Here is a 19,323-nt window from a genome sequence, read left to right as displayed (position 1 = left end):
TGCGGAAATTCAGAGTTATGCGTATTCCGCCTCGAATTCTTGCATAAACGCAACCAATGCCTGAACACCGGCTAATGTCATTGCATTATAAATTGACGCTCGCATACCACCTACGGCACGGTGCCCTTTCAATGCCACCAAACCTCGCTCTTTGGCTAGCTCAAGGAATTTGCCGTCCAGTTCAGGTTTTGCCAACTGGAACGGAACATTCATCCGAGACCGATTATTCGGGTGAATCGTATTGCGATAAAAGGACGACTGATCGATGTAGCCATAAATTGTCTCGGCTTTTTCACGGTTGATCTGCTCAATTGCTTTGACCCCACCCTGACTTTTCAGCCATTTAAAAACCAGACCAGAAAGATACCAAGCATATGTCGGGGGCGTATTGAACATTGAATCTTTTTCCGCCAGTTCTTTATAGCTCAGGACACTCGGTAACATTTTATGGGCGAATTCAAGTAAATCATCCCGAACGATAACAATCGTAATCCCAGCCGGCCCGATATTTTTCTGAGCACCGGCATAGATCACGCCGTACTGACTGACATCAATTTGCCGAGACAGAATATTGGAAGACATATCTGCCACGATAGGTTTATCCGTGACCGGCAGGTCATTAATCTCAATACCATCAATGGTTTCATTCGGACAAAAGTGAACATACGCGGAATCCGATGCAATTTGCCATTCACTGGCTGGTTTTACCGCCAATTGTCCGTCAATATCGGTCTTGGCATCAAATGTATCGATGTTGCAGTATTTACTCGCTTCATCAATCGCACTCTCTGCCCAATATCCGGCATCAATATAAGTCGCCTTGGTTGACTGACCCAATAAGTTCAACGGTACCGCTGCAAATTGTGCTCTGGCCCCCCCCTGACAAAACAGGACTTTATAATTATCAGGAATATTCAACAGATCCCGAAGATCCTGCTCCGCTTCTTGGGCGACTTGAATAAATTCTTTACTGCGATGGCTGATTTCCATCACCGATGTGCCCAGTTGATTCCAGTCGATAAATTCGGATTGCGCTTGTTCCATCACGGCTTTTGGTAAAGCTGCAGGGCCTGCACTGAAGTTATACACGGTGTCAGACTTTAACTTCATGGGTTCGTTGCTCCTACGGTCAATCATGCGTTTATAATAGAGACTTTGATTAATATCACTTTTCCTGTGACAAAAAAAGCAGAAAAGAGGCAAATTGCCTCTTTTCGAATTCTGATGCTGAAATAACCCGGAATAAATCGATTGAACGATAAAAAGTGGTTACATTTGCATCATTACGGACATCAATATCACCATCAGCGGGACTTTTTTCCCACTTTCAAACACAAGGTCGCCATCTTGCACAGTTGCGTTCATTTGATAGGCATCACCATTTTCCTGCATCATTTTCATGGTCACCAGTTCATCGACGCCTTGACGCAATACAGGGAAAGCATCAGCAACCGCTTTAGGCACTTGACTTTCGACATGCCCCGTCAGTTTTTTGACAACTTCCAGCGGGTCTTGTGGGGTGGCTTGCATATCTTCTGCCGGCAATTTCAAATCAACTTTAGACTCGATTTGTCCTTGTGCTAAACCGATATCCAACTGTTCTAACGCCATTGAGAAACCTTTGGTAACCAATTGATCAAGTGCTTGCTGTAAACTTTGCGCATCAGCCGGTGTGATATCGGTATAGTGCTCCAATATTTTCGCGATCTTCGCCAGACTGTCGACATCTAACTGCCCCATCGAGAAAATTACATTCAGGTGTTCGACGACACCATCCTGAGCTGAAATTTTGGCAATGTTGAACTGTTGACGAGTATCGTATCGAGCCCGATCCGCATCCATTGATGAGGTGTTCTGATACCCAACCTTCTCTAAAGTAAAATTACCGAGTTCTGAATCATCAGACATCACCATTTTATCGACTTGGAGTGTTTGAGAACCAATCCAGAATCCTTTTTCTTTCTTACCCTGACCATTGCCATAAAGATTGGTTAAATTGATTTGCAGATCGGCATGACTAAACTGCACTGATGGAATATCCAGTTTATAGTCAACTTCACCTAATGTGGTTACATCACCAGATAAAGACATCGGTGTCGATGTCATTGACCACGTGGTGCCCTGATAATGGGCCACCTGACTATCGATTTCAAAATGAGTATTGCCGTTAAGTTGTGTCTGAGTCACGATTTTTAGCGGCTCATCCGGCTGATTGTCTAACTGCGTCACTGCATCAATCGAAAAAAGGCCATGTTTCACATCACTATTCAAAATCCATGACGTGGGTAAATTATCATTCTGCATCTGGGCTTTTAAACCTGGGTCAGTCACCTGAATCTCGGTTTGAACATGTGACGAAAGATATCCACGGTCATAATTCAGCACTTTTGCGGTCACCAACTGATTCTTAATATTGGCAATGTTGTCTTGAAATACTCTTTCAGCTATCTGTCCGACGACTAATGGCCAACAGGCCACCAAGCAGACCGCACCGCCAACTGCTGCTACTTTTTTAAGTTGATTCATAACACAGGATCTCTTTGGTTTATTGTCTATCATACATAGTCAAATAACCTTGAAACGGATATCCACCCGTTTGAACAGAAAAGTTATTTGAATATTTATTCTTACACTTTCAATCATATTTATCGATGATATTCACATCAATCGTGCAACCCAGACTGTTTCATTTCTTTTCACCGATAAACCGTTCATTATAGAACTTAGCTCTCATCCCCATCAGTAAAACCTTGGTAAAGTTTCAGAAAAATATTGTATCCGTGAGAGCATTGTGAACCACTACGCGATTATCTGCTTAGATAACAACCCGATCAGTGTGGAACAGTATCAGCATGAACTGACCCCTTTCACTGGCCTGTTCGATCTATATTGCGTCGATTCTATCAGCGACGCGCAGTATACACTGGATTTTATTCATCAACGTTCACAAATTGTTGCTTTAGTGATCGCCTGCCACCATGATGCACTTAATGGCGCAGATTTCTTAATTCAGCTTGACAAACAACCACATACCAAAGATGCCAGAAAAGTGCTTATCAGCGCGGGAAAAGATATTCAGGTCATTTTGTCTGCCGTCAATGAAGGAAGATTGGATCACGCACTCACCAAGCCACTGCCTGATCAAATATTGTACCAAACCGCCTACAAAGAACTGACTCAATTCATTCTCGACGCCGAATCTGACAATTTATTAGACTACAGTCAAGTGCTTGACCAGAAACAACTCTTACGTGCTCATGTGGATAATTCCATGCGACATTTCCGCCAAGGATTTATTCATGATTATCATCAGATGAGTGACACTGAACTGGCAGAAAAGGTGATCGTCCTTCTTTATGCCTTCTTTGAGCAAAAAGATGAAACCCACGCGTGCCGGACATACTCCTCAAATCACCTGCTCACCCGGGAAGGCGAAGAAAATCAGTTTCTCTGGTTTATCACGCAAGGAGAGGTTGCCCTGTTTAAGCAAGATGAACTGGGTCATGAACGCGAAGTTGTCCGGCATCAGAAAGGAAATCTGGTCGGTGGGATGTCATTTGTGACCGGAGAGGCTTCCTTTTCAACGGCTGTCACCCTAACCAAAACCCATGTCATCAAGCTTGATCGAGAGGTTTTTGCCAAAGTAATGCATTCCGATAGTCAGCTATTGCCACTATTCACTAATTTACTTTTACGTCATTTTAACCGACGCCTTCAACGCAGTATTACCACAAAGCTGGAATTACAGAAAACGCTCGAATCACTGGAAGCAACGCAGCAACAGTTAGTCGAACGAGAGAAGCTTGCCGTCCTTGGCCAACTCGTAGCCGGAGTCGCCCATGAACTGAATAACCCTGTTGCAGCGATTCAACGTGGCGCTGAAACACTGGCCGAACAAATTCAGTGGGTATTCAATACACACACACCGGCATTGACTGAACAAGCAACTGCGTTACTGCACCGAGCCATGACCGTCACCCCGCTTTCAACATCAGAAGAGAGACAACGGGTAAAAGCGCTGGAAAATCAGTTACCGGATCGCAGCCTCGCCAAAAAATTAGTCAAATTACAACTGGATCATGATCATGATCTCATCAAACAGCTCACAACCGACCAGACCGATGCCAAAGCGTACGTGCATCAACTTGAACATTATATGAAAACAGGTCATGCGCTGCGGTCCGTGCTCATCTGCACTCAGCGGATCACAGATATGGTCAAAGGCCTGAAGAGTTATGCGCGTAAAGATGATGAAGGCTATCTTCCCGTCAATATTCATGAGGGCATTGAAGATACATTAGTCATTTTTGAAAACCGACTCAAAAGATATCAACTGATCAAAGAATATGCCGATCACTCATTGGTTTACGGTCAACCTACTGCATTACAGCAAGTCTGGGTCAACCTACTGTCGAATGCACTCGATGCGCTCCCTGAACACCATGGCAAGATTGAAATACACACCCGACAGGTCGAACACCAACATCGCGCTTACTTATGTGTGACCGTGACCGATAATGGGACAGGTATTCCGGCTGAACTCCAAGATAGAATTTTTGAACTAAACTTTACCACCAAAAAAGAAGGAAACTTTGGTCTCGGGATCGGCCTTTCAGTCTGTCAGCAGATCATTCAACAACATCAAGGCTGGATTCAGCTCAATTCACAAGTGGGTGAAGGCACAACAATTGATGTTTATCTACCTCTCGTCCAACCGAGCATAGATAAACACATGCAATCATGAATAGTGATGATGAAGGAGCACACTATGAATCAACGTTATTTGATCCTCTGTGTTGATGACGAACGGGAGATTTTAGACAGCGTGGTCCAAGACCTCGACTGTTTTGAAGATGATTTCGTCGTTGAGGCAGCCCAGTCGGTATCGGAAGCAAAAGAAGTCTTGTCTGACTGTCAACAACAAGAGATTCCTCTGGCACTGATTCTTTGTGATCACATTATGCCGGAACAGACTGGGATTCAATTTCTGATAGAACTCAATGCCGATCCGCAAACGGCCAAGGCACGTAAAGTCCTCCTGACCGGGCAAGCTGGCCTTGATGATACCGTCAAAGCGATTAACCATGCTGGTTTGGATTTTTATATCAGTAAACCTTGGCAAGGTGATGCACTTCGCCAAACCATTAAACACCAACTCACCCAGTATATGATTGAGAACGAATCTGATCTGTCCCCCTGGATGAAAATACTGGATACAGCGGAAATACTTGCGGCACTTTCACAACGGCGTCGTGAATTTGGCGAGTGATTCAAACAACGCTTAAGGACGCCTTGAGAAAATGACATGATTGAATGGTCTTCAATAGTCATTCGCTTTCCCATACTTTTATATGGAAATGGTTATCGCCCCCGTCATCAATGTGATGATGTGTACCAACATGATGATGTGTTTTAGCTCTCATTTATGGCATTGTATTTGCAATACGCTTCACTCACACGACAAAAGCATGACACTCTTAAGGTAGCATTATGCCTCTCATCCGGTTTATGATGTGTTAAAGGGTTGATTGAAGGCAGAATTACTGCCATTTTACAGGGATTCTAAATAAGATAGGTTCGGTTATGCGTAAAATTATTAGTGCAGCAGTGTTGTTACTAGCCTCTGGTTATACATTTGCAGCGGTAGATCCAAATAGTCCATCGGTAATGAGCAACTTCAGTTATGACTACTATGAAGCTCGGATAGGTATTAGTCCCAATACTTATGGCGCAGGTTTTAGTATGTCAGTTCATCCCAATGCGCATGTGATAGGACGAGTCGATTCAGAACTTGAAGGTGATTACGACCTGACAGGCGGCTTAGGCTTCCACGCTCCCATTAACAATTGGGCTGACTTCACTGGTGAAATGTTAGTCCGCATGGTTGATCACGATGACTCCCGAGGTAGCGATACTGGCATGGAATTGAATCTGGGTGTTCGCCAGTGGTTAGGGCCACAACTTGAAGTCGGTGGCAAAGTGGGCTATCTGAGCATTGATGACGACGACGACTGGTTGGGTGCTGCCTATGCTCGCTTCCACTCGACAGAATTGTTCTCGGTTGCGGCTGAAGCTCGCTTTAATGACACATATGATGATCAAATTATCTTAAGCGCTCGCTTCAAATACTGATTTGAACAATTGACCTAATTACTCATGACTAATACAGCCAAGTTAAGCGACTTGGCTGTTCAATATTACCCCTCCTCTATTCCCATCAGGATGCAGCACTCATTCAACAACTGCTGTTTGCGCTTTTCCGGGATCAGTTTCCAGTGAATTTCGTCAATGGCTCCTACAAATTTCCATAACAGTTTAATGTCTGTCGTCGTGCCATACAGTTGCCTGACTTTGATAAAGGTTTTCAAAGCCCCCAATTTAAAGAATGTGGCAACATCCGGAATCCCCGATTTCTTCATCATGCGTTCGATAGTCAAGTGTAAATTGGGCAAATCTCTCAAACGCCGGTTCGATAATGCATATTTTTGCTTTTTCTGAAAAATAGCCAATGCCTTGGAACGACTGATCAGCTCTCCCAAATAAGGATAATCGGATTGAAACAATTCAGTAATATCATAATAATTCACTTTAGAAATACTTTGTTTTTTAACAAAGACATATTTTGAGCAATTTAACGCATTTAATTTTTCATCCAGAACACCGCCTCCTCGAATATAAATATGATTGGTGCTGATTAAAGCAAACATGGCATCTTGCCAAAATAGCCCGATATCCCCAAATATTGACTTCGTGTCAAAGTTTTCTCTTTCCATTAAGTAATCAAAAAATTTTGTTGCTATCATTTACCCTAGCCTCGGTAGTCGTTATATGTTTATTTCAGGCTGACGTCATAGGCGATAACTCGGAGATTCATTGCGGGAACGTCCGAGCTGTCGTCTTATTGTCGGTTTAAAAGATATAACGAATTGATTTCTAAAATCTCGGCAAGGGGTGTGAAATGAGTCCCATCAAAACTAGAGCAATCACGCAGAGATAATAAATATGCGTGTGTATTCTCAATTTGAACTTAAGACCGATATTTTTTATAACGCTTCGATAATTCATTGCGGTGCTGTCAGTGCAACGCTAAAATAACCTAAATAGCAACGAATCTGATGAATATGAATCACGTCTCTTTTTTTTGGCTTCCGAGTGATCAACAAGCCTTATTTCTGGCAATTGAAACCGAATTTGCCCAAATGGTTGAACTGTCTATACGAAGCGGAAAGATAGAACTCCCTCCGATCCCTCAGGTTGTACTGGAAATCCAGAAACTCTGTTTGGATGAAACGACGACTGTCACTGATGTCGCAGAATGTCTGATCGATGATCCAGGCTTGACCGCAGTTGTCCTGCGTATTGCGAATTCCGTCATTTTTAATTCCAGAAGCATTGCCTATAGCGATATCAACACAGCTGTATCAAGACTGGGAATTTTTAGGGTCAGAGACATTGTCACGGCACAGGCCGTGAAACAACTGAAGTACTCGGTGAACCTTCGCGACGACTGTAACCAAATCCTCCGTCAGAGTGCGACCAACTCAAGAAAACTATGTGCAACAATGGTCTTGGTCACGAATACATTTAAACATCTGGATCCACAGGAATATGCTTATCTGGAATCAGATAAGGCCTTGCTGGTCGGTCTATTAGCGGATATCGGGTTATTCTGCCTACTCAATGAATATCATCTCTACCTTGAACAAGGTAACTACCTTGATCATGACTTGGCCATGCGTATTTTTGAATCTCGCTGTAGCCGAACTAGCTACCATGTCCTCAAAACATGGGGATTTGATCAAGATTTTCTTTCTGTGGCATCCAACAAAGAGAGACCACATAAACCCAAAGAGGTCTCTTATCTTGATATCGCCAAGATTGCTTACCACTTATTGCTGTTTCGTGAGCAAGATGAAAGCATTGACGATCACGAGGTTGAAATCAACGCGACTGGTGCTGAAGTTTTATATGAACTAAGTAACCTATCGGATAACGACTTTAAATCTCAGATTCGTTCGATCATTCATTTATCTGGATTTTGACCTTTTATTATTGAGCCTCCCAAACCGCCATCATCGAGACAGTCGTGGTTTGGGTAAGCCCATCAATTAATACGGGACATTCACTAGGTTTTCGTTTAGATTGTCCCGCCCAAATAAGCCACGACACGATTTGATAGCTTTATGGTTGTAAAAAGCAAAACAGCGCAAGCCAATTTTGATAGCCTGCTTCGAATTTTCACCATACCGGAAGGTCCGGGGTCCACGCTGACCCAAATCGAAGAAGAGATCTCTCAGAACCTCAATCAGTTCTTACGAGAGCATATCGTTTCCGAAGAAAAACCGCTGAAAACCATTGAGCAAGATTTTCTTTCTTCACAGATTCCGGAACAACCGACATTTGTCTCTGAACATACCCAACATTTGCTGGACAAAGTCGTCGCTCAGTCGGTTCATACATCGGCTCCCAGCTTTATCGGTCATATGACATCGGCGCTGCCCTATTTTCTGATGCCGCTGTCAAAAATCATGATTGCGCTGAACCAAAACCTCGTCAAAATTGAAACCTCGAAAGCCTTCACACCACTCGAACGTCAAGTCATCGGCATGTTACACCGACTGATCTATACGGGTAATGAAGAGTTCTATACGCAGTGGATGCACAGTGCCAACCATTCACTGGGAGCATTTTGCTCAGGCGGAACCATTGCCAATATCACGGCCTTATGGGTCGCCCGCAATAATGCGCTCAAGGCTCAGGGTACATTTCAGGGCGTTGAGCAGGAAGGTCTGTTCCGAGCCATGCAACATTATGGCTATGAGGGGTTAGCGATTCTGGTCTCAGAACGCGGTCATTATTCGTTAAAAAAAGCAGCAGATTTACTGGGAATCGGTCAGCAAGGTTTAGTTGTCATTCCGACGGATGAACATAATCGAATTATACCCGACGAGCTAAAAGCAACCATCCAACGGTTGAAGCAACAACAGATTTTGCCATTTTCAGTCGTCGGTGTCGCCGGAACAACGGAAACAGGCAATATCGACCCACTTGCTGAAATGGCTGCAATTTGTCAGCAGGAACAGTGTCATTTCCATGTCGATGCAGCATGGGGTGGTGCAACATTGATGTCGAATCAATACCGTCATCTGTTAAACGGTATCGAACAAGCCGATTCAGTGACCATCGATGCGCATAAACAACTCTACCTTCCAATGGGCGCTGGAATGGTGATATTTAAATCACCCACATCAAGCCATGCGATTGAGCACCATGCCCAATATATTCTTCGCGAAGGCTCGAAAGATTTAGGTAGCCGGACACTCGAAGGTTCCCGCTCCGGCATGGCAATGTTGGTTTATGCATGTATGCATATCATCAGTCGTGCGGGTTATGAATTGCTGATCAATGAAAGTATTCAAAAAGCGGCTTATTTTGCCGATCTTATTGGTCAGCAGGATGACTTTGAACTCGTTTCAGAACCTGAGTTGTGTTTATTGACTTATCGTTACGTTCCTCACCAAGCACGTCTTGCCTTGCAACACTGCACTGGTGATACACTTGCCCAACTCAATCAACAATTGAATGCACTGACAAAATTCATTCAGAAAAAACAAAGAGAATCAGGAAAGTCATTTGTTTCCCGAACGCAACTGACACCCAAGCGTTGGCAGCATCTCAATACCATTGTTTTCCGCGTCGTGCTTGCCAACCCGTTAACCACCAAAGATATATTACATGCAGTTTTAGAAGAGCAGCGGCATATTGCTACGCTCGCCCCGACATTACTGCGCCAAATCCAACGCTCAGCAGAAAACATTCTGTCAGGCAACATATAATATGCATCCCCTGTTTTCAGTCACCCGATCACATCTGCTGAAATTTTATTTCTGACTGATGTAAGAAATGAATCATTTTGTCTTAGATAAATACTGTTTTGTCGGATTTGGCGGTAAAATTAGGGGATCATATGAAATTTAGTTTGAGGCCTGTCATATTCTTATCATTTGATAACCTGAAATGTTACAGAATTACCGGTGCATACGTTTATACTCATTTCCCATGCCCACTTCGTGATGAATGTTGAATGCTTTGGGTATCATGATTCGATATCGCCAGTGATCAGGTCGAATTCCTGAAATGTTCTTTCCCCGTGTGAACACTATGAATACATTAGAAAAAATTCAAAAAAACCTGGAAAATTTTAGCAAATCTGAACGCAAAGTTGCAGAAGTCATCATGGCATCACCACAAACTGCAATCCATTCCAGTATTGCGACCCTTGCCAAAATGGCTGATGTGAGTGAGCCTACAGTCAACCGCTTCTGTCGCCGTTTAGATACCAAAGGCTTTCCTGACTTTAAACTTCATCTTGCCCAAAGTCTGGCAAACGGGACACCGTATGTGAACCGTAACGTTGAAGAAGATGATGGCCCCGATGCTTACACGCATAAGATTTTTGAATCCACGATGGCTTGCCTTGATGTTGCCAAAAACAGCATCGACGCTGCACAAATTAACCGTGCCGTTGATTTGCTGACACAAGCCAAGAGAATCTCATTTTTTGGCTTAGGGGCATCTTCTGCGGTCGCACGTGACGCGCAGAATAAGTTTATTCGTTTTAATATTCCGATCTCTTGTTTTGAAGATATTGTCATGCAGCGAATGAGCTGTATCAATTGCACCGATAATGATGTTGTTGTACTGATCTCTCATACTGGCCGGACGAAGAGTCAGGTTGAGATCGCACATCTCGCCAAACAGAATGGTGCAACCGTCATCGCCATCACTGCCAAAGACTCACCGCTCGATCAGGTCAGTTCACTCTCCATCTGTCTTGACGTCCCGGAAGATACTGATGTCTATATGCCGATGGCAAGCAGAGTGGTTCAGATGACGGTCATTGACGTGCTCGCAACCGGGTTTACATTACGTCGCGGCTCAGGGTTCAGGGAAAACCTCAAACGAGTGAAAGATGTCTTGAAAGACTCCCGCTACGATAAATTACCTCAGTTCTGACACAGCGCATCATATCCTTAAGATTTTCACCGCATGTGGGCCCATAAATGGCCCACATTTTTTCAGCGGCAGCTCATCGATTACATCGTTTTAATCTATTAAAGCAAGAGGCAGATGTAACTTTATTTCCGAAGTCACTTCAGGCATAGTTACGCCAACAACACATGAAGGAGAAAGTTATGTTTGTAGTGATATTTGGTCGTCCCGGCTGCCCATTCTGTGTTCGGGCAAAAGAACATGCAGAAACGTTGAAAGAAAAACGTGACGATTTTAATTTCCGCTACGTTGATATCCAAGCAGAAGGCATCAGCAAAGCCGATTTGGAAAAAACCGTAGGTAAGCCCGTTGAAACTGTACCGCAAATCTTTATCGATCAGACTCATATTGGTGGCTGTACTGAATTCGAAGCTTATGCTAAAGAAAATTTAGGTCTGTTTGACGCATAATCACGACCTGACTGACCTGCCAATTATCTGGCAGGTTTTGTTTTTCTGACACGCCAACGCATTGATTCTCTCCCCTCTCCCCCTCGGTAAGATGAAAATTCTTCTTTGTGCCAAAAAGCCTAAAAAATACCCTTATTTTTTCTTATATTTCAGATACAATTTATCCGCCATCTTTCTTCCACATCCCTGAGTCAAGTTGTGAATATAAACGTTGTTCTGCTGTTAAAAGAAAATCCTATTCTGCTTATTTTTGTTGTTCTGGCGAGCGGTCTGGCGCTGGGAAAAATTCGTTTCGGTAGCCTACAGGTCGGCAACTCCATCGGGGTTCTGGTGACCTCGCTCCTGATGGGCCATCTGGGTTTTTCTCTGAATTCAGAAGCACTCACTATTGGCTTCATGCTATTTATTTACTGTGTCGGTATCGAGGCGGGCCCCAATTTTTTCGGGATCTTTTTCCGAGATGGGAAACACTACCTCGTCCTGAGTCTGACGGTCCTGATCATTGCCAACCTAATCACTTATTTCGGAGGCAAAGCCCTGCATCTGGATTACGGCCTTTCTGCGGGAATGATGGCTGGCGCACTGACCTCAACACCGATTCTCGTCGGCGCCCAAGATGCCTTAAGCTCCGGACTGGCAGAAATCCCCCGAAACATGGATATGTCCCGCGTTCTGGAGAATGTCTCAGTCGGCTATGCGATTGCTTATCTTATCGGCCTCATCAGTATGATTATGTTTGCGAAGCTTCTGCCGAGACTACAAAAGCAAAATCTCTCCGATTCTGCCCGACAAATCGCTCGGGAGCGCGGCTTAGGTCATAACGGACAACGAAAAGTCTACTTACCTATTATTCGTGCATATCGGGTGGGAAAAGAACTGACAAACTGGATTGATGGTCGGAATCTTCGTGAATTAGGCATCTACCGTCAAACCGGCTGTTACATCGAACGAATCCGGCGAAATGGCATTCTGGCCCATCCGGACGGTGATGCGATCTTACAAGAAGGCGATGAAATTGCACTGGTCGGCTTCCCTGATAGTCACGCTAGACTGGATCCCAGTTTCCGAAACGGTAAAGAAGTTTTTGACCGCAATTTACTTGACCTGCGCATTTCAGAAGAAGAGATCGTCGTCAAAAGTGACAGCATGGTCGGAAAGCGCCTGTCTGACTTGAACCTTTCTGAGTATGGCTGTTTTCTCAACCGCGTGGTCCGGGCACAAATTGAAATGCCAATGGACTCAGATATTGTGCTCACCAAAGGCGATCTCCTTCAGGTCAGTGGTGAAAAAAGTCGGGTGCAAGGGCTCGCGGATAAAATCGGTTTCATTTCGATTCACAGCCAGATGGCAGACTTATTGGCTTTTTGTGCCTTTTTCATTTTTGGCATTACGCTCGGCCTGATTACCATGACCTTCGGCCAAGTGTCTTTTGGTTTAGGGAATGCTGTCGGGCTATTACTTTCTGGAATTACGCTCGGCTTTTTACGGGCCAATCACCCAACCTTTGGTTATGTCCCGCAAGGTGCGCTCAATATGACCAAAGATCTCGGATTGATGATTTTTATGGTTGGTATCGGGCTGAGTGCCGGTGGCAGTATGTTTGAACACCTGTCAGAAATCGGTATCAAAGTGATTGGCCTCGCATTTCTGGTCAGCGTCGTCCCGGTATTTTTTGCTTACCTCATTGGTGCTTATGTCCTGAAAATGAACCGCGCGTTGCTGTTTGGTGCCATTATTGGTGCAAGAACCTGCGCACCGGCAATGGATATCGTCAATGACTATGCGAAATCAACCATCCCTGCGCTCGGATATGCGGGCACCTATACCATTGCCAATATTCTGATGACACTAACCGGTACCGTCATCATTCTACTGAGTTAATCAATCAGGCTAACGTCTGCTCCGATGCGGATCAAAAAAAGCGCCATGATGGCGCTTTTTTATCTTTCATCGAAAACAAATCAGATATCAATTACATCAAACTCAACGGCCGGATTGACATCCGCGTCATAATCTACGCCATCAATACCAAAACCAAACAGCTTCAAAAACTCGTCTTTGTATGCTTCATAATCTGTCAGTTGTTTGAGGTTTTCGGTTGTGATTTGTGGCCACAGCTCACGACAATGTTGCTGAATGTCTTCTCTCAGCTCCCAGTCATCAAGACGCAGACGATTGTGGTCATCCACAGCCGGTGCCTGACCGTCAGCGCGATACAGTCGCTCACTGAACAGACGATAGATCTGCCCCATACATCCTTCATGAACGCCTTCTTCACGCATCTTTTTAAACACCATCGAGATGTAAAGCGGCATGACCGGAATTGCAGAACTGGCCTGAGTGACAACCGATTTCAAGACAGCAACATTTGCCGAGCCCTGTTTGGCGCTCAGTTGCTGGTTCAGCGCTGTTGCAGCACGATCCAAGTCCATCTTCGCACGACCCAACGCACCATCCCAATAGATCGGCCAGGTCAGCTCGGTACCGATATAGCTATATGCAACGGTTTTACAACCATCTGCAAGTACACCAGCGTCGTTCAATGCATTAATCCAGAGTTCCCAGTCTTGTCCGCCCATGACGGTCACTGTGTCTTCAATTTCCTGCTCAGTTGCAGGTTCAATACTGGCCTCAATAATGACATCCCGATTGGTATCCACAGCAGTTGATGTGTAAGTTTCACCAATGGGTTTCAGCGCTGAGCGAACCAATTCGCCACTATCAGGCATTTTTCTGACTGGGGATGCCAAAGAATAGACAACCAGATCAATCTGACCCAAATCTTGCTGAATCAGCTCAATCGCTTTCTGTTTTGCTTCATGAGAAAACGCATCGCCATTAATGCTTTTCGCATAAAGACCGGCTTCATGCGCACATTTGTCAAACGCAGCAGCGTTGTAAAATCCTGCGGTCCCCGGTTTCTTCTCGGTTCCCGGCTTTTCGAAGAAAACGCCGATTGTTGCCGCACCACCACCAAATGCCGCAGCAATACGTGATGAAAGTCCATAGCCACTGGAAGACCCGACAACCAGTACGCGCTTAGGCGCATTATCTACGCTTCCTTGTGATTGGGTATAAGCGATCTGCTCTCTGACATTCGCTTCACATCCGACTGGATGTGTTGTCGTACAAATAAATCCACGAATTTTAGGTTTGATGATCATATTCAACTTCCTTTAAAAAACCCCGTAAGAATAAAAGTTTCGTCTCGAAATCTCACCCTATTTCTTAAGATTTCCCCTCAAAAAGTGAGTGGTTGGATCTCTTCTTCCCAACTTTAAGACTAGAAATGGCATTATCTCATTGAAAATAATATTAAATTTATTTAACAGTGCCTCGCTCGCACTATGGATTCAAACAAAAAAATGAAAACATAAGGAACTATCTGTGACACCACCAGTCTGATTTAACAAGATTGACAGAAACGTTGAATGATTTTTTTGTCAATACTGCTTTTTCTTGTTAACTCCTATTTATAGCAGCCAGTACAGTTTGTACTGGCTTTTTTTTGTCTTGGATGCGTATTGTGATGGCGAACAACTCAAGCTATCCTTGCCGACATGAATATATTGACCCATAGCCCGATGACCGAGCACACGTTTGACGGCAAGCACTTCTATCTCAAGCGAGATGATTTACTTCACCCCCAGTTTTCAGGCAACAAAGCCCGCAAACTGATGACCTTACTTGATGCGCCTTTGCCTCAAATCACCACGTTAATCAGCTATGGCTCTCCGCAAGCCAATTCTCTTTACTCATTTGCCGCACTGGCACAACTCAGAGGCTGGCAGTTTGAATATTACGTTGATCATATTCCTCAGTGGTTAGCCGAACACCCACAGGGGAATTACAAAGCAGCGTTGGCACTCGGTGCAACAATCTACCCCACAGGACAACATCCAACTTCAGCGATGCATCCTTGTGACTATATTCAACACGTTCGTCGCCCTGATGAGCGTTGTCTGGTTTTACCGGAAGGCGGACGAAGTGATATTGCTCAGCCGGGAATTGCGACTCTTGGGGATGAAATCATCGACTGGTGCCATAAACACCGGATTGAGCGCCCTGTTGTCGCGCTGCCCGCTGGCACCGGCACCACAGCACTCTATTTACATCAACATCTGGCAACGCATCAGATTGAAGTGCTGACCTGCGCCTGTGTCGGTGGTGAATCTTACCTGAAGCAGCAGTGGGATATGCTGTCTGCCACCAGCTACCCGACCGTTTTATCTCTGTCGCAAAAACACCATTTCGGTAAATTATACCGCGAAGACTACATAATCTGGCTGAATCTCTGCCGCGAGACCCAAGTCGAATTTGATTTACTCTATGACCCACTGATGTGGCGCTGTCTGCAACGCTGGTTAACCGAGCACCCTGATACACCGCTGATCTACATTCATCAAGGTGGTTTACTGGGCAATGTCAGTATGCAGGCCAGATACCAACGTAAATACGCGGATCTTCTTTCAGGCAGACATGATGGTTGATACAGCAACGAACACAACAGATTGGCTATCTGCTACCCAATAACCAGTTTTGTTTCCGGATAACGTAAACGATGCGTTCTGGGGCTAGCAAGAAAGTACGCGATTGTGAGCGGTCCCAACCGGCCGATAAACATCATCAGCATGATAATTACCTCTCCGGTACCAGACAGCGATGCTGTCAATCCTCGGGAAAGTCCGACCGTTCCCAATGCCGAAATGGCTTCAAAAATAATATCAACCATCGGGGCATGTTCACTCAGCAGCAAACCGAAAATAGCCATCCAACTGACCCCAATGGAAATAACGGTCAGCGCCAATGCTTTATTGATCGTTTCTTTGGAAATTTCTCGTTTAAATACTCGAATGGCTGAATCGCGTCGCAAATACCCATATGTCGCCAGAATCAGCACAATGAATGTCACCACTTTTATGCCACTGGCGGTACTCATTGAACCGCCGCCGATAAACATCAGCACCAGTATCACGGATGTAGTGGCATCTTTAAGCTGATCGATTGGCAGTGTGTTGAACCCGGCGGTTCTCGGTGTTACCGCCTGAAACCATGAGGCCAACCACTTCCCTGTTTGGCTCAAAGGTGCCAGCGTATGAGGATTATTATATTCAATACAATAGATTAGAATCACGGCTACCGCGTTAATGATTATCGTCCCGGAGATCATTAATTTGCTGTACGGTGTCAGTAAAACCCAACGGCGATTACGGATCAAATCCAGCCAGACGGAAAAGCCCAATCCCCCGATAATCAACAATCCGGTAATCGTCAGATTGACGACCGGATCCGAAACATACGGCATCAGACTACGGCTATCCAGCGCAAACCCGGCATTGTTAAACGCACTGATGGTATAAAAGAAACCATGAAATAAACTGGTTTTCCACCCCAGTTCCGGCAACCAGTAAAGCGACAAAATGACCATGCCGATCGATTCGACAATCAACGAAAAATATAAAACGGATTTGGCAGTAGAAACTAATGTCGGCGCATCGGTTTGGTTGAATGCTTCTCTGATCACCGTTCGCTGCAAGAAATTGATTTTACCGCCCAATGCGATTAACGTCACAACCGCAAAAGTCATCAGCCCCAACCCACCGAACTGGATCAGTATGGCAATAATCACCTGACCAAAACCGGTAAACTCGGTTCCTGTATCAACAACGGAAAGTCCGGTCACCGTCACTGCCGAGGTCGCTGTAAACAGACTGTGCGCCCAACTAATGGGGGCCACTGTCGCCAGCGGCAACTTCAGTAAACATGTCCCCAGTAAAATCAACAACAGAAAACTGCCACATAAGACAATCGGGGGCGCGGCTGCAATCTTGCGCCTTGTTTTTGGTCTTCTGACTATCGGAGATGTCGAGGGCTGCCATAATGCCATATCACACCAACCTTGGCGCAATATGCTCTAACGCTTCTCTGCTCCCGCACAACAAACATGTATCATTTTCCTGTAAGAGAAAATCATTCGTCAGGCGGGTAAATGTGTCTCGCCCGCGTTTCACCAAAATCGCTTCAACCTTGCCTTGCGCTTTATCCAGCAAGGTCGAAACTGGCTGGTGATGCAGTCCCGACTTCACTTCAATATCCACGACATATAAGCCATTGCCGATCGCCAGGTAATTATTCACCATTGGATAATTGAGAGCCTGTGCGATTCGCACTCCCATCTCTTCTTCAGGGTGAATAATCCTCGCCACACCAAGCTTTGACACAATGTTATGATGGGCTCTAGAGCTAGCCTTCACCCAAATCTCTTTTACACCCAGATTCTTTAACGCCAGAATACACAGCAGGCTCGATTCCAGCTCTTCACCAATCGCAACGAGCACGGCACTACTCGCTGCCAGTTCCAGCTCCCTGAGGGCATGTTCATCGGTCACATCACAAATGATTGATTGCGTCAGATCTTCGACATACAACTCAGCGATTTTCGGATTTCGATCGACGCCGGTCACGGTATGCCCGAGATTGATCAACTCCAGACTTGTTGCCACGCCAAACCGCCCTAAACCAATCACCGTAAAATGTGCCATACTTTTCACCTTTTCCTCAGGTCGCCCTGTATTTGCCGTTACTCATCGCGAGTATTAACTGATATGTCCCTTCGGCGTTCATTCTCAGATTTACTCCTGAGTGAACATCACTCGTTTGGAATGCTCGAGAGCCGAACTCTGCTGATCAATAAATTTGCCTTGTTCTGCACGAATAAAGAACACCTCTAGATTTTCCCGCTGCGCGACCTGATACCCTGCTTTCGGCCCAAGACATAACATTGCCGTGGCCCAGGCATCACTTTCTGCGGGGGTCTGGCCGAATACTGATGCAGACACCAAATCATGCGTCACAGAAGCCCCGGTGCGCGGGTCAAGAATATGCGAGTATGACTGACCATCAGCATCAAAAGAACGGCGATAAGTCCCTGATGTATCGAGCGTCACACCTTGTTCATCCTGAATCGTCACAATTTTATAAGGCTGAATATCAGCCTCTTTATGAATTGGGCGTTCAATGGCAATACGCCACTTCGAACCATCGGGTTTGTGACCTTTGATTTTCATATCTCCGCCAAACTCCACCAAATAATTGCTAACCCCGTGAGATTCCAGAATCGCACTGAGCTTACCAATCGTATAGCCTTCTCCCATCGAAGAAAAATCGATCTGTACCTGGGGTAAAGTTTTACGAATGCGTTTGCCCTGTTCATCAACCTGAATTTTGTCCAACCCAACCTCGGCTTTCACGGCTGCGATTTGCTGACTATCCGGTACTTTGAAATCATGCTTTCTGAATCCCCACAAATTGAATAACGGCCCGATAGTCGGATCATAGCACCCCTGGGTTTTCTGATTGATTTTCCGAGCAATACTCAGGAGTCGTAAGAAATCATCTGAAGCAGGTTGCCACTGAGTTGAGGTGCTTTGATTAAATGTTGAAATATAAGAATCATTCCGATAAGTCGATAACTCTTTATCAATATTCGCCAATTGCTGATCAAACAGCGGACGAATGTCATCGCTCGAAACATCCGACGCTGACCACCAGCTGATATGATAGGTTGTTCCCTGTGCATAACCTTCCAACTTTTGTAACTCAGGTGTCCGGCTACAGGCCGTCACCATAACAAGGCACACCAGCGCAACAACACAACGAAAACGGTTCAACAACATTCTTTGGGTAAACATAAAACAACCTGATTGCTAAAAAAATTGGACAAAGTTTAACGGTAGGCAGAAAAGATTACTATACCCAAAGTATCGGGGATACGCCCCAAAAACATTGACTTCACAGCCAAAAAATCACTCAGCACCGGGGGATTTCGAGTCGCGTAACAACCGCAATCATGCCAACCATG

The 19,323-nt window shown here is 45.0% G+C and carries 16 protein-coding genes; 9 read left to right on the top strand and 7 right to left on the bottom strand.

Annotation, left to right across the window (positions count from 1 at the left end):
• Nucleotides 1–15 precede the first annotated feature (15 nt).
• Together serC and BSQ33_RS15620 are read right to left on the bottom strand one after the other, a co-directional pair.
• Complete coding sequence (serC, locus tag BSQ33_RS15625) at nt 16–1,110, bottom strand: 3-phosphoserine/phosphohydroxythreonine transaminase (RefSeq protein ID WP_088134484.1); 1,095 nt, start codon at nt 1,108–1,110, stop codon at nt 16–18.
• Nucleotides 1,111–1,269: 159 nt separating this feature from the next.
• The gene (locus BSQ33_RS15620; protein WP_157721412.1) at nt 1,270–2,526 is read right to left on the bottom strand and encodes a DUF945 family protein; all 1,257 of its coding nucleotides are present in this window, start codon (nt 2,524–2,526) and stop codon (nt 1,270–1,272) included.
• 265 nt (nt 2,527–2,791) lie between these two features.
• Here BSQ33_RS15620 and BSQ33_RS15615 point away from each other — a divergent pair, with 265 nt between their 5' ends.
• The 3 genes from BSQ33_RS15615 to BSQ33_RS15605 all read left to right on the top strand — a co-directional run bounded on the left by BSQ33_RS15615 (nt 2,792) and on the right by BSQ33_RS15605 (nt 6,132).
• Nucleotides 2,792–4,744: an ATP-binding protein gene (locus BSQ33_RS15615; RefSeq protein ID WP_088134482.1), complete on the top strand. Its 1,953-nt coding sequence runs from the start codon at nt 2,792–2,794 to the stop codon at nt 4,742–4,744.
• Nucleotides 4,745–4,768: 24 nt separating this feature from the next.
• Nucleotides 4,769–5,269, top strand: a complete 501-nt coding sequence (locus tag BSQ33_RS15610; RefSeq protein ID WP_021019390.1) for a response regulator — start codon at nt 4,769–4,771, stop codon at nt 5,267–5,269.
• A 314-nt stretch (nt 5,270–5,583) separates the two neighbouring features.
• Nucleotides 5,584–6,132, top strand: a complete 549-nt coding sequence (locus tag BSQ33_RS15605) for a hypothetical protein (RefSeq protein ID WP_021019391.1) — start codon at nt 5,584–5,586, stop codon at nt 6,130–6,132.
• Nucleotides 6,133–6,197: 65 nt separating this feature from the next.
• Here BSQ33_RS15605 and BSQ33_RS15600 read toward each other — a convergent pair whose 3' ends face one another.
• Nucleotides 6,198–6,803: a TfoX/Sxy family DNA transformation protein gene (locus tag BSQ33_RS15600; RefSeq protein WP_027694048.1), complete on the bottom strand. Its 606-nt coding sequence runs from the start codon at nt 6,801–6,803 to the stop codon at nt 6,198–6,200.
• Between the two features lie 318 nt (nt 6,804–7,121).
• Here BSQ33_RS15600 and BSQ33_RS15595 point away from each other — a divergent pair, with 318 nt between their 5' ends.
• The 5 genes from BSQ33_RS15595 (at nt 7,122) to BSQ33_RS15575 (ending at nt 13,343) form a co-directional block, all read left to right on the top strand.
• Nucleotides 7,122–8,042 (top strand): HDOD domain-containing protein, encoded by a 921-nt coding sequence (locus tag BSQ33_RS15595; RefSeq protein WP_088134611.1) that lies wholly within the window; start codon nt 7,122–7,124, stop codon nt 8,040–8,042.
• Nucleotides 8,043–8,183: 141 nt separating this feature from the next.
• A complete protein-coding gene (panP, locus tag BSQ33_RS15590) occupies nt 8,184–9,836 on the top strand; it encodes a pyridoxal-dependent aspartate 1-decarboxylase PanP (protein ID WP_088134481.1) in 1,653 nt (550 codons plus the stop codon).
• Nucleotides 9,837–10,161: 325 nt separating this feature from the next.
• Nucleotides 10,162–11,016 carry a MurR/RpiR family transcriptional regulator gene (locus BSQ33_RS15585; RefSeq protein WP_027694049.1) on the top strand — a complete coding sequence of 285 codons (855 nt, stop codon included), beginning with the start codon at nt 10,162–10,164 and terminating at the stop codon, nt 11,014–11,016.
• A 179-nt stretch (nt 11,017–11,195) separates the two neighbouring features.
• A complete protein-coding gene (locus tag BSQ33_RS15580) occupies nt 11,196–11,462 on the top strand; it encodes a GrxA family glutaredoxin (protein WP_027694050.1) in 267 nt (88 codons plus the stop codon).
• A 198-nt stretch (nt 11,463–11,660) separates the two neighbouring features.
• Nucleotides 11,661–13,343, top strand: a complete 1,683-nt coding sequence (locus tag BSQ33_RS15575; RefSeq protein WP_021019397.1) for an aspartate:alanine antiporter — start codon at nt 11,661–11,663, stop codon at nt 13,341–13,343.
• Nucleotides 13,344–13,423: 80 nt separating this feature from the next.
• On the opposite strand, the gene fabV is transcribed toward BSQ33_RS15575, so the two are convergent.
• Complete coding sequence (fabV, locus tag BSQ33_RS15570) at nt 13,424–14,626, bottom strand: enoyl-ACP reductase FabV (RefSeq protein WP_088134480.1); 1,203 nt, start codon at nt 14,624–14,626, stop codon at nt 13,424–13,426.
• 396 nt (nt 14,627–15,022) lie between these two features.
• Between fabV and BSQ33_RS15565 the strand changes: the two genes are divergently transcribed.
• The gene (locus BSQ33_RS15565; RefSeq protein WP_088134479.1) at nt 15,023–15,952 is read left to right on the top strand and encodes a 1-aminocyclopropane-1-carboxylate deaminase/D-cysteine desulfhydrase; all 930 of its coding nucleotides are present in this window, start codon (nt 15,023–15,025) and stop codon (nt 15,950–15,952) included.
• Between the two features lie 32 nt (nt 15,953–15,984).
• On the opposite strand, the gene BSQ33_RS15560 is transcribed toward BSQ33_RS15565, so the two are convergent.
• The 3 genes from BSQ33_RS15560 to BSQ33_RS15550 form a co-directional block, all read right to left on the bottom strand.
• Nucleotides 15,985–17,349: a TrkH family potassium uptake protein gene (locus BSQ33_RS15560; RefSeq protein ID WP_088134478.1), complete on the bottom strand. Its 1,365-nt coding sequence runs from the start codon at nt 17,347–17,349 to the stop codon at nt 15,985–15,987.
• Between the two features lies 1 nt (nt 17,350).
• Nucleotides 17,351–18,004 (bottom strand): potassium channel family protein, encoded by a 654-nt coding sequence (locus tag BSQ33_RS15555; protein WP_021019401.1) that lies wholly within the window; start codon nt 18,002–18,004, stop codon nt 17,351–17,353.
• A 90-nt stretch (nt 18,005–18,094) separates the two neighbouring features.
• Complete coding sequence (locus BSQ33_RS15550; protein ID WP_088134477.1) at nt 18,095–19,153, bottom strand: FAD:protein FMN transferase; 1,059 nt, start codon at nt 19,151–19,153, stop codon at nt 18,095–18,097.
• Nucleotides 19,154–19,323: the final 170 nt, after the last annotated feature.

This window comes from Vibrio gazogenes, assembly GCF_002196515.1.
Classification (GTDB): Bacteria; Pseudomonadota; Gammaproteobacteria; order Enterobacterales; family Vibrionaceae; genus Vibrio; species Vibrio gazogenes_A.
The sequence above is the reverse complement of the archived record's forward strand: the minus strand, read 5'-3'. Positions and strand labels throughout refer to the sequence as shown.

What these genes read in the sequence shown, in the direction of transcription:
- panP (WP_088134481.1), top strand. Translation starts at nt 8,184, where the DNA reads ATGGTTGTAAAAAGCAAAACAGCGCAAGCCAATTTTGATAGCCTGCTT.
- BSQ33_RS15550 (WP_088134477.1), bottom strand. Translation starts at nt 19,153, where the DNA reads ATGTTTACCCAAAGAATGTTGTTGAACCGTTTTCGTTGTGTTGTTGCG.
- BSQ33_RS15555 (WP_021019401.1), bottom strand. Translation starts at nt 18,004, where the DNA reads ATGGCACATTTTACGGTGATTGGTTTAGGGCGGTTTGGCGTGGCAACA.
- fabV (WP_088134480.1), bottom strand. Translation starts at nt 14,626, where the DNA reads ATGATCATCAAACCTAAAATTCGTGGATTTATTTGTACGACAACACAT.
- BSQ33_RS15620 (WP_157721412.1), bottom strand. Translation starts at nt 2,526, where the DNA reads ATGAATCAACTTAAAAAAGTAGCAGCAGTTGGCGGTGCGGTCTGCTTG.
- BSQ33_RS15580 (WP_027694050.1), top strand. Translation starts at nt 11,196, where the DNA reads ATGTTTGTAGTGATATTTGGTCGTCCCGGCTGCCCATTCTGTGTTCGG.
- BSQ33_RS15560 (WP_088134478.1), bottom strand. Translation starts at nt 17,349, where the DNA reads ATGGCATTATGGCAGCCCTCGACATCTCCGATAGTCAGAAGACCAAAA.
- BSQ33_RS15565 (WP_088134479.1), top strand. Translation starts at nt 15,023, where the DNA reads ATGAATATATTGACCCATAGCCCGATGACCGAGCACACGTTTGACGGC.
- BSQ33_RS15605 (WP_021019391.1), top strand. Translation starts at nt 5,584, where the DNA reads ATGCGTAAAATTATTAGTGCAGCAGTGTTGTTACTAGCCTCTGGTTAT.
- BSQ33_RS15585 (WP_027694049.1), top strand. Translation starts at nt 10,162, where the DNA reads ATGAATACATTAGAAAAAATTCAAAAAAACCTGGAAAATTTTAGCAAA.
- serC (WP_088134484.1), bottom strand. Translation starts at nt 1,110, where the DNA reads ATGAAGTTAAAGTCTGACACCGTGTATAACTTCAGTGCAGGCCCTGCA.
- BSQ33_RS15600 (WP_027694048.1), bottom strand. Translation starts at nt 6,803, where the DNA reads ATGATAGCAACAAAATTTTTTGATTACTTAATGGAAAGAGAAAACTTT.
- BSQ33_RS15595 (WP_088134611.1), top strand. Translation starts at nt 7,122, where the DNA reads ATGAATCACGTCTCTTTTTTTTGGCTTCCGAGTGATCAACAAGCCTTA.
- BSQ33_RS15610 (WP_021019390.1), top strand. Translation starts at nt 4,769, where the DNA reads ATGAATCAACGTTATTTGATCCTCTGTGTTGATGACGAACGGGAGATT.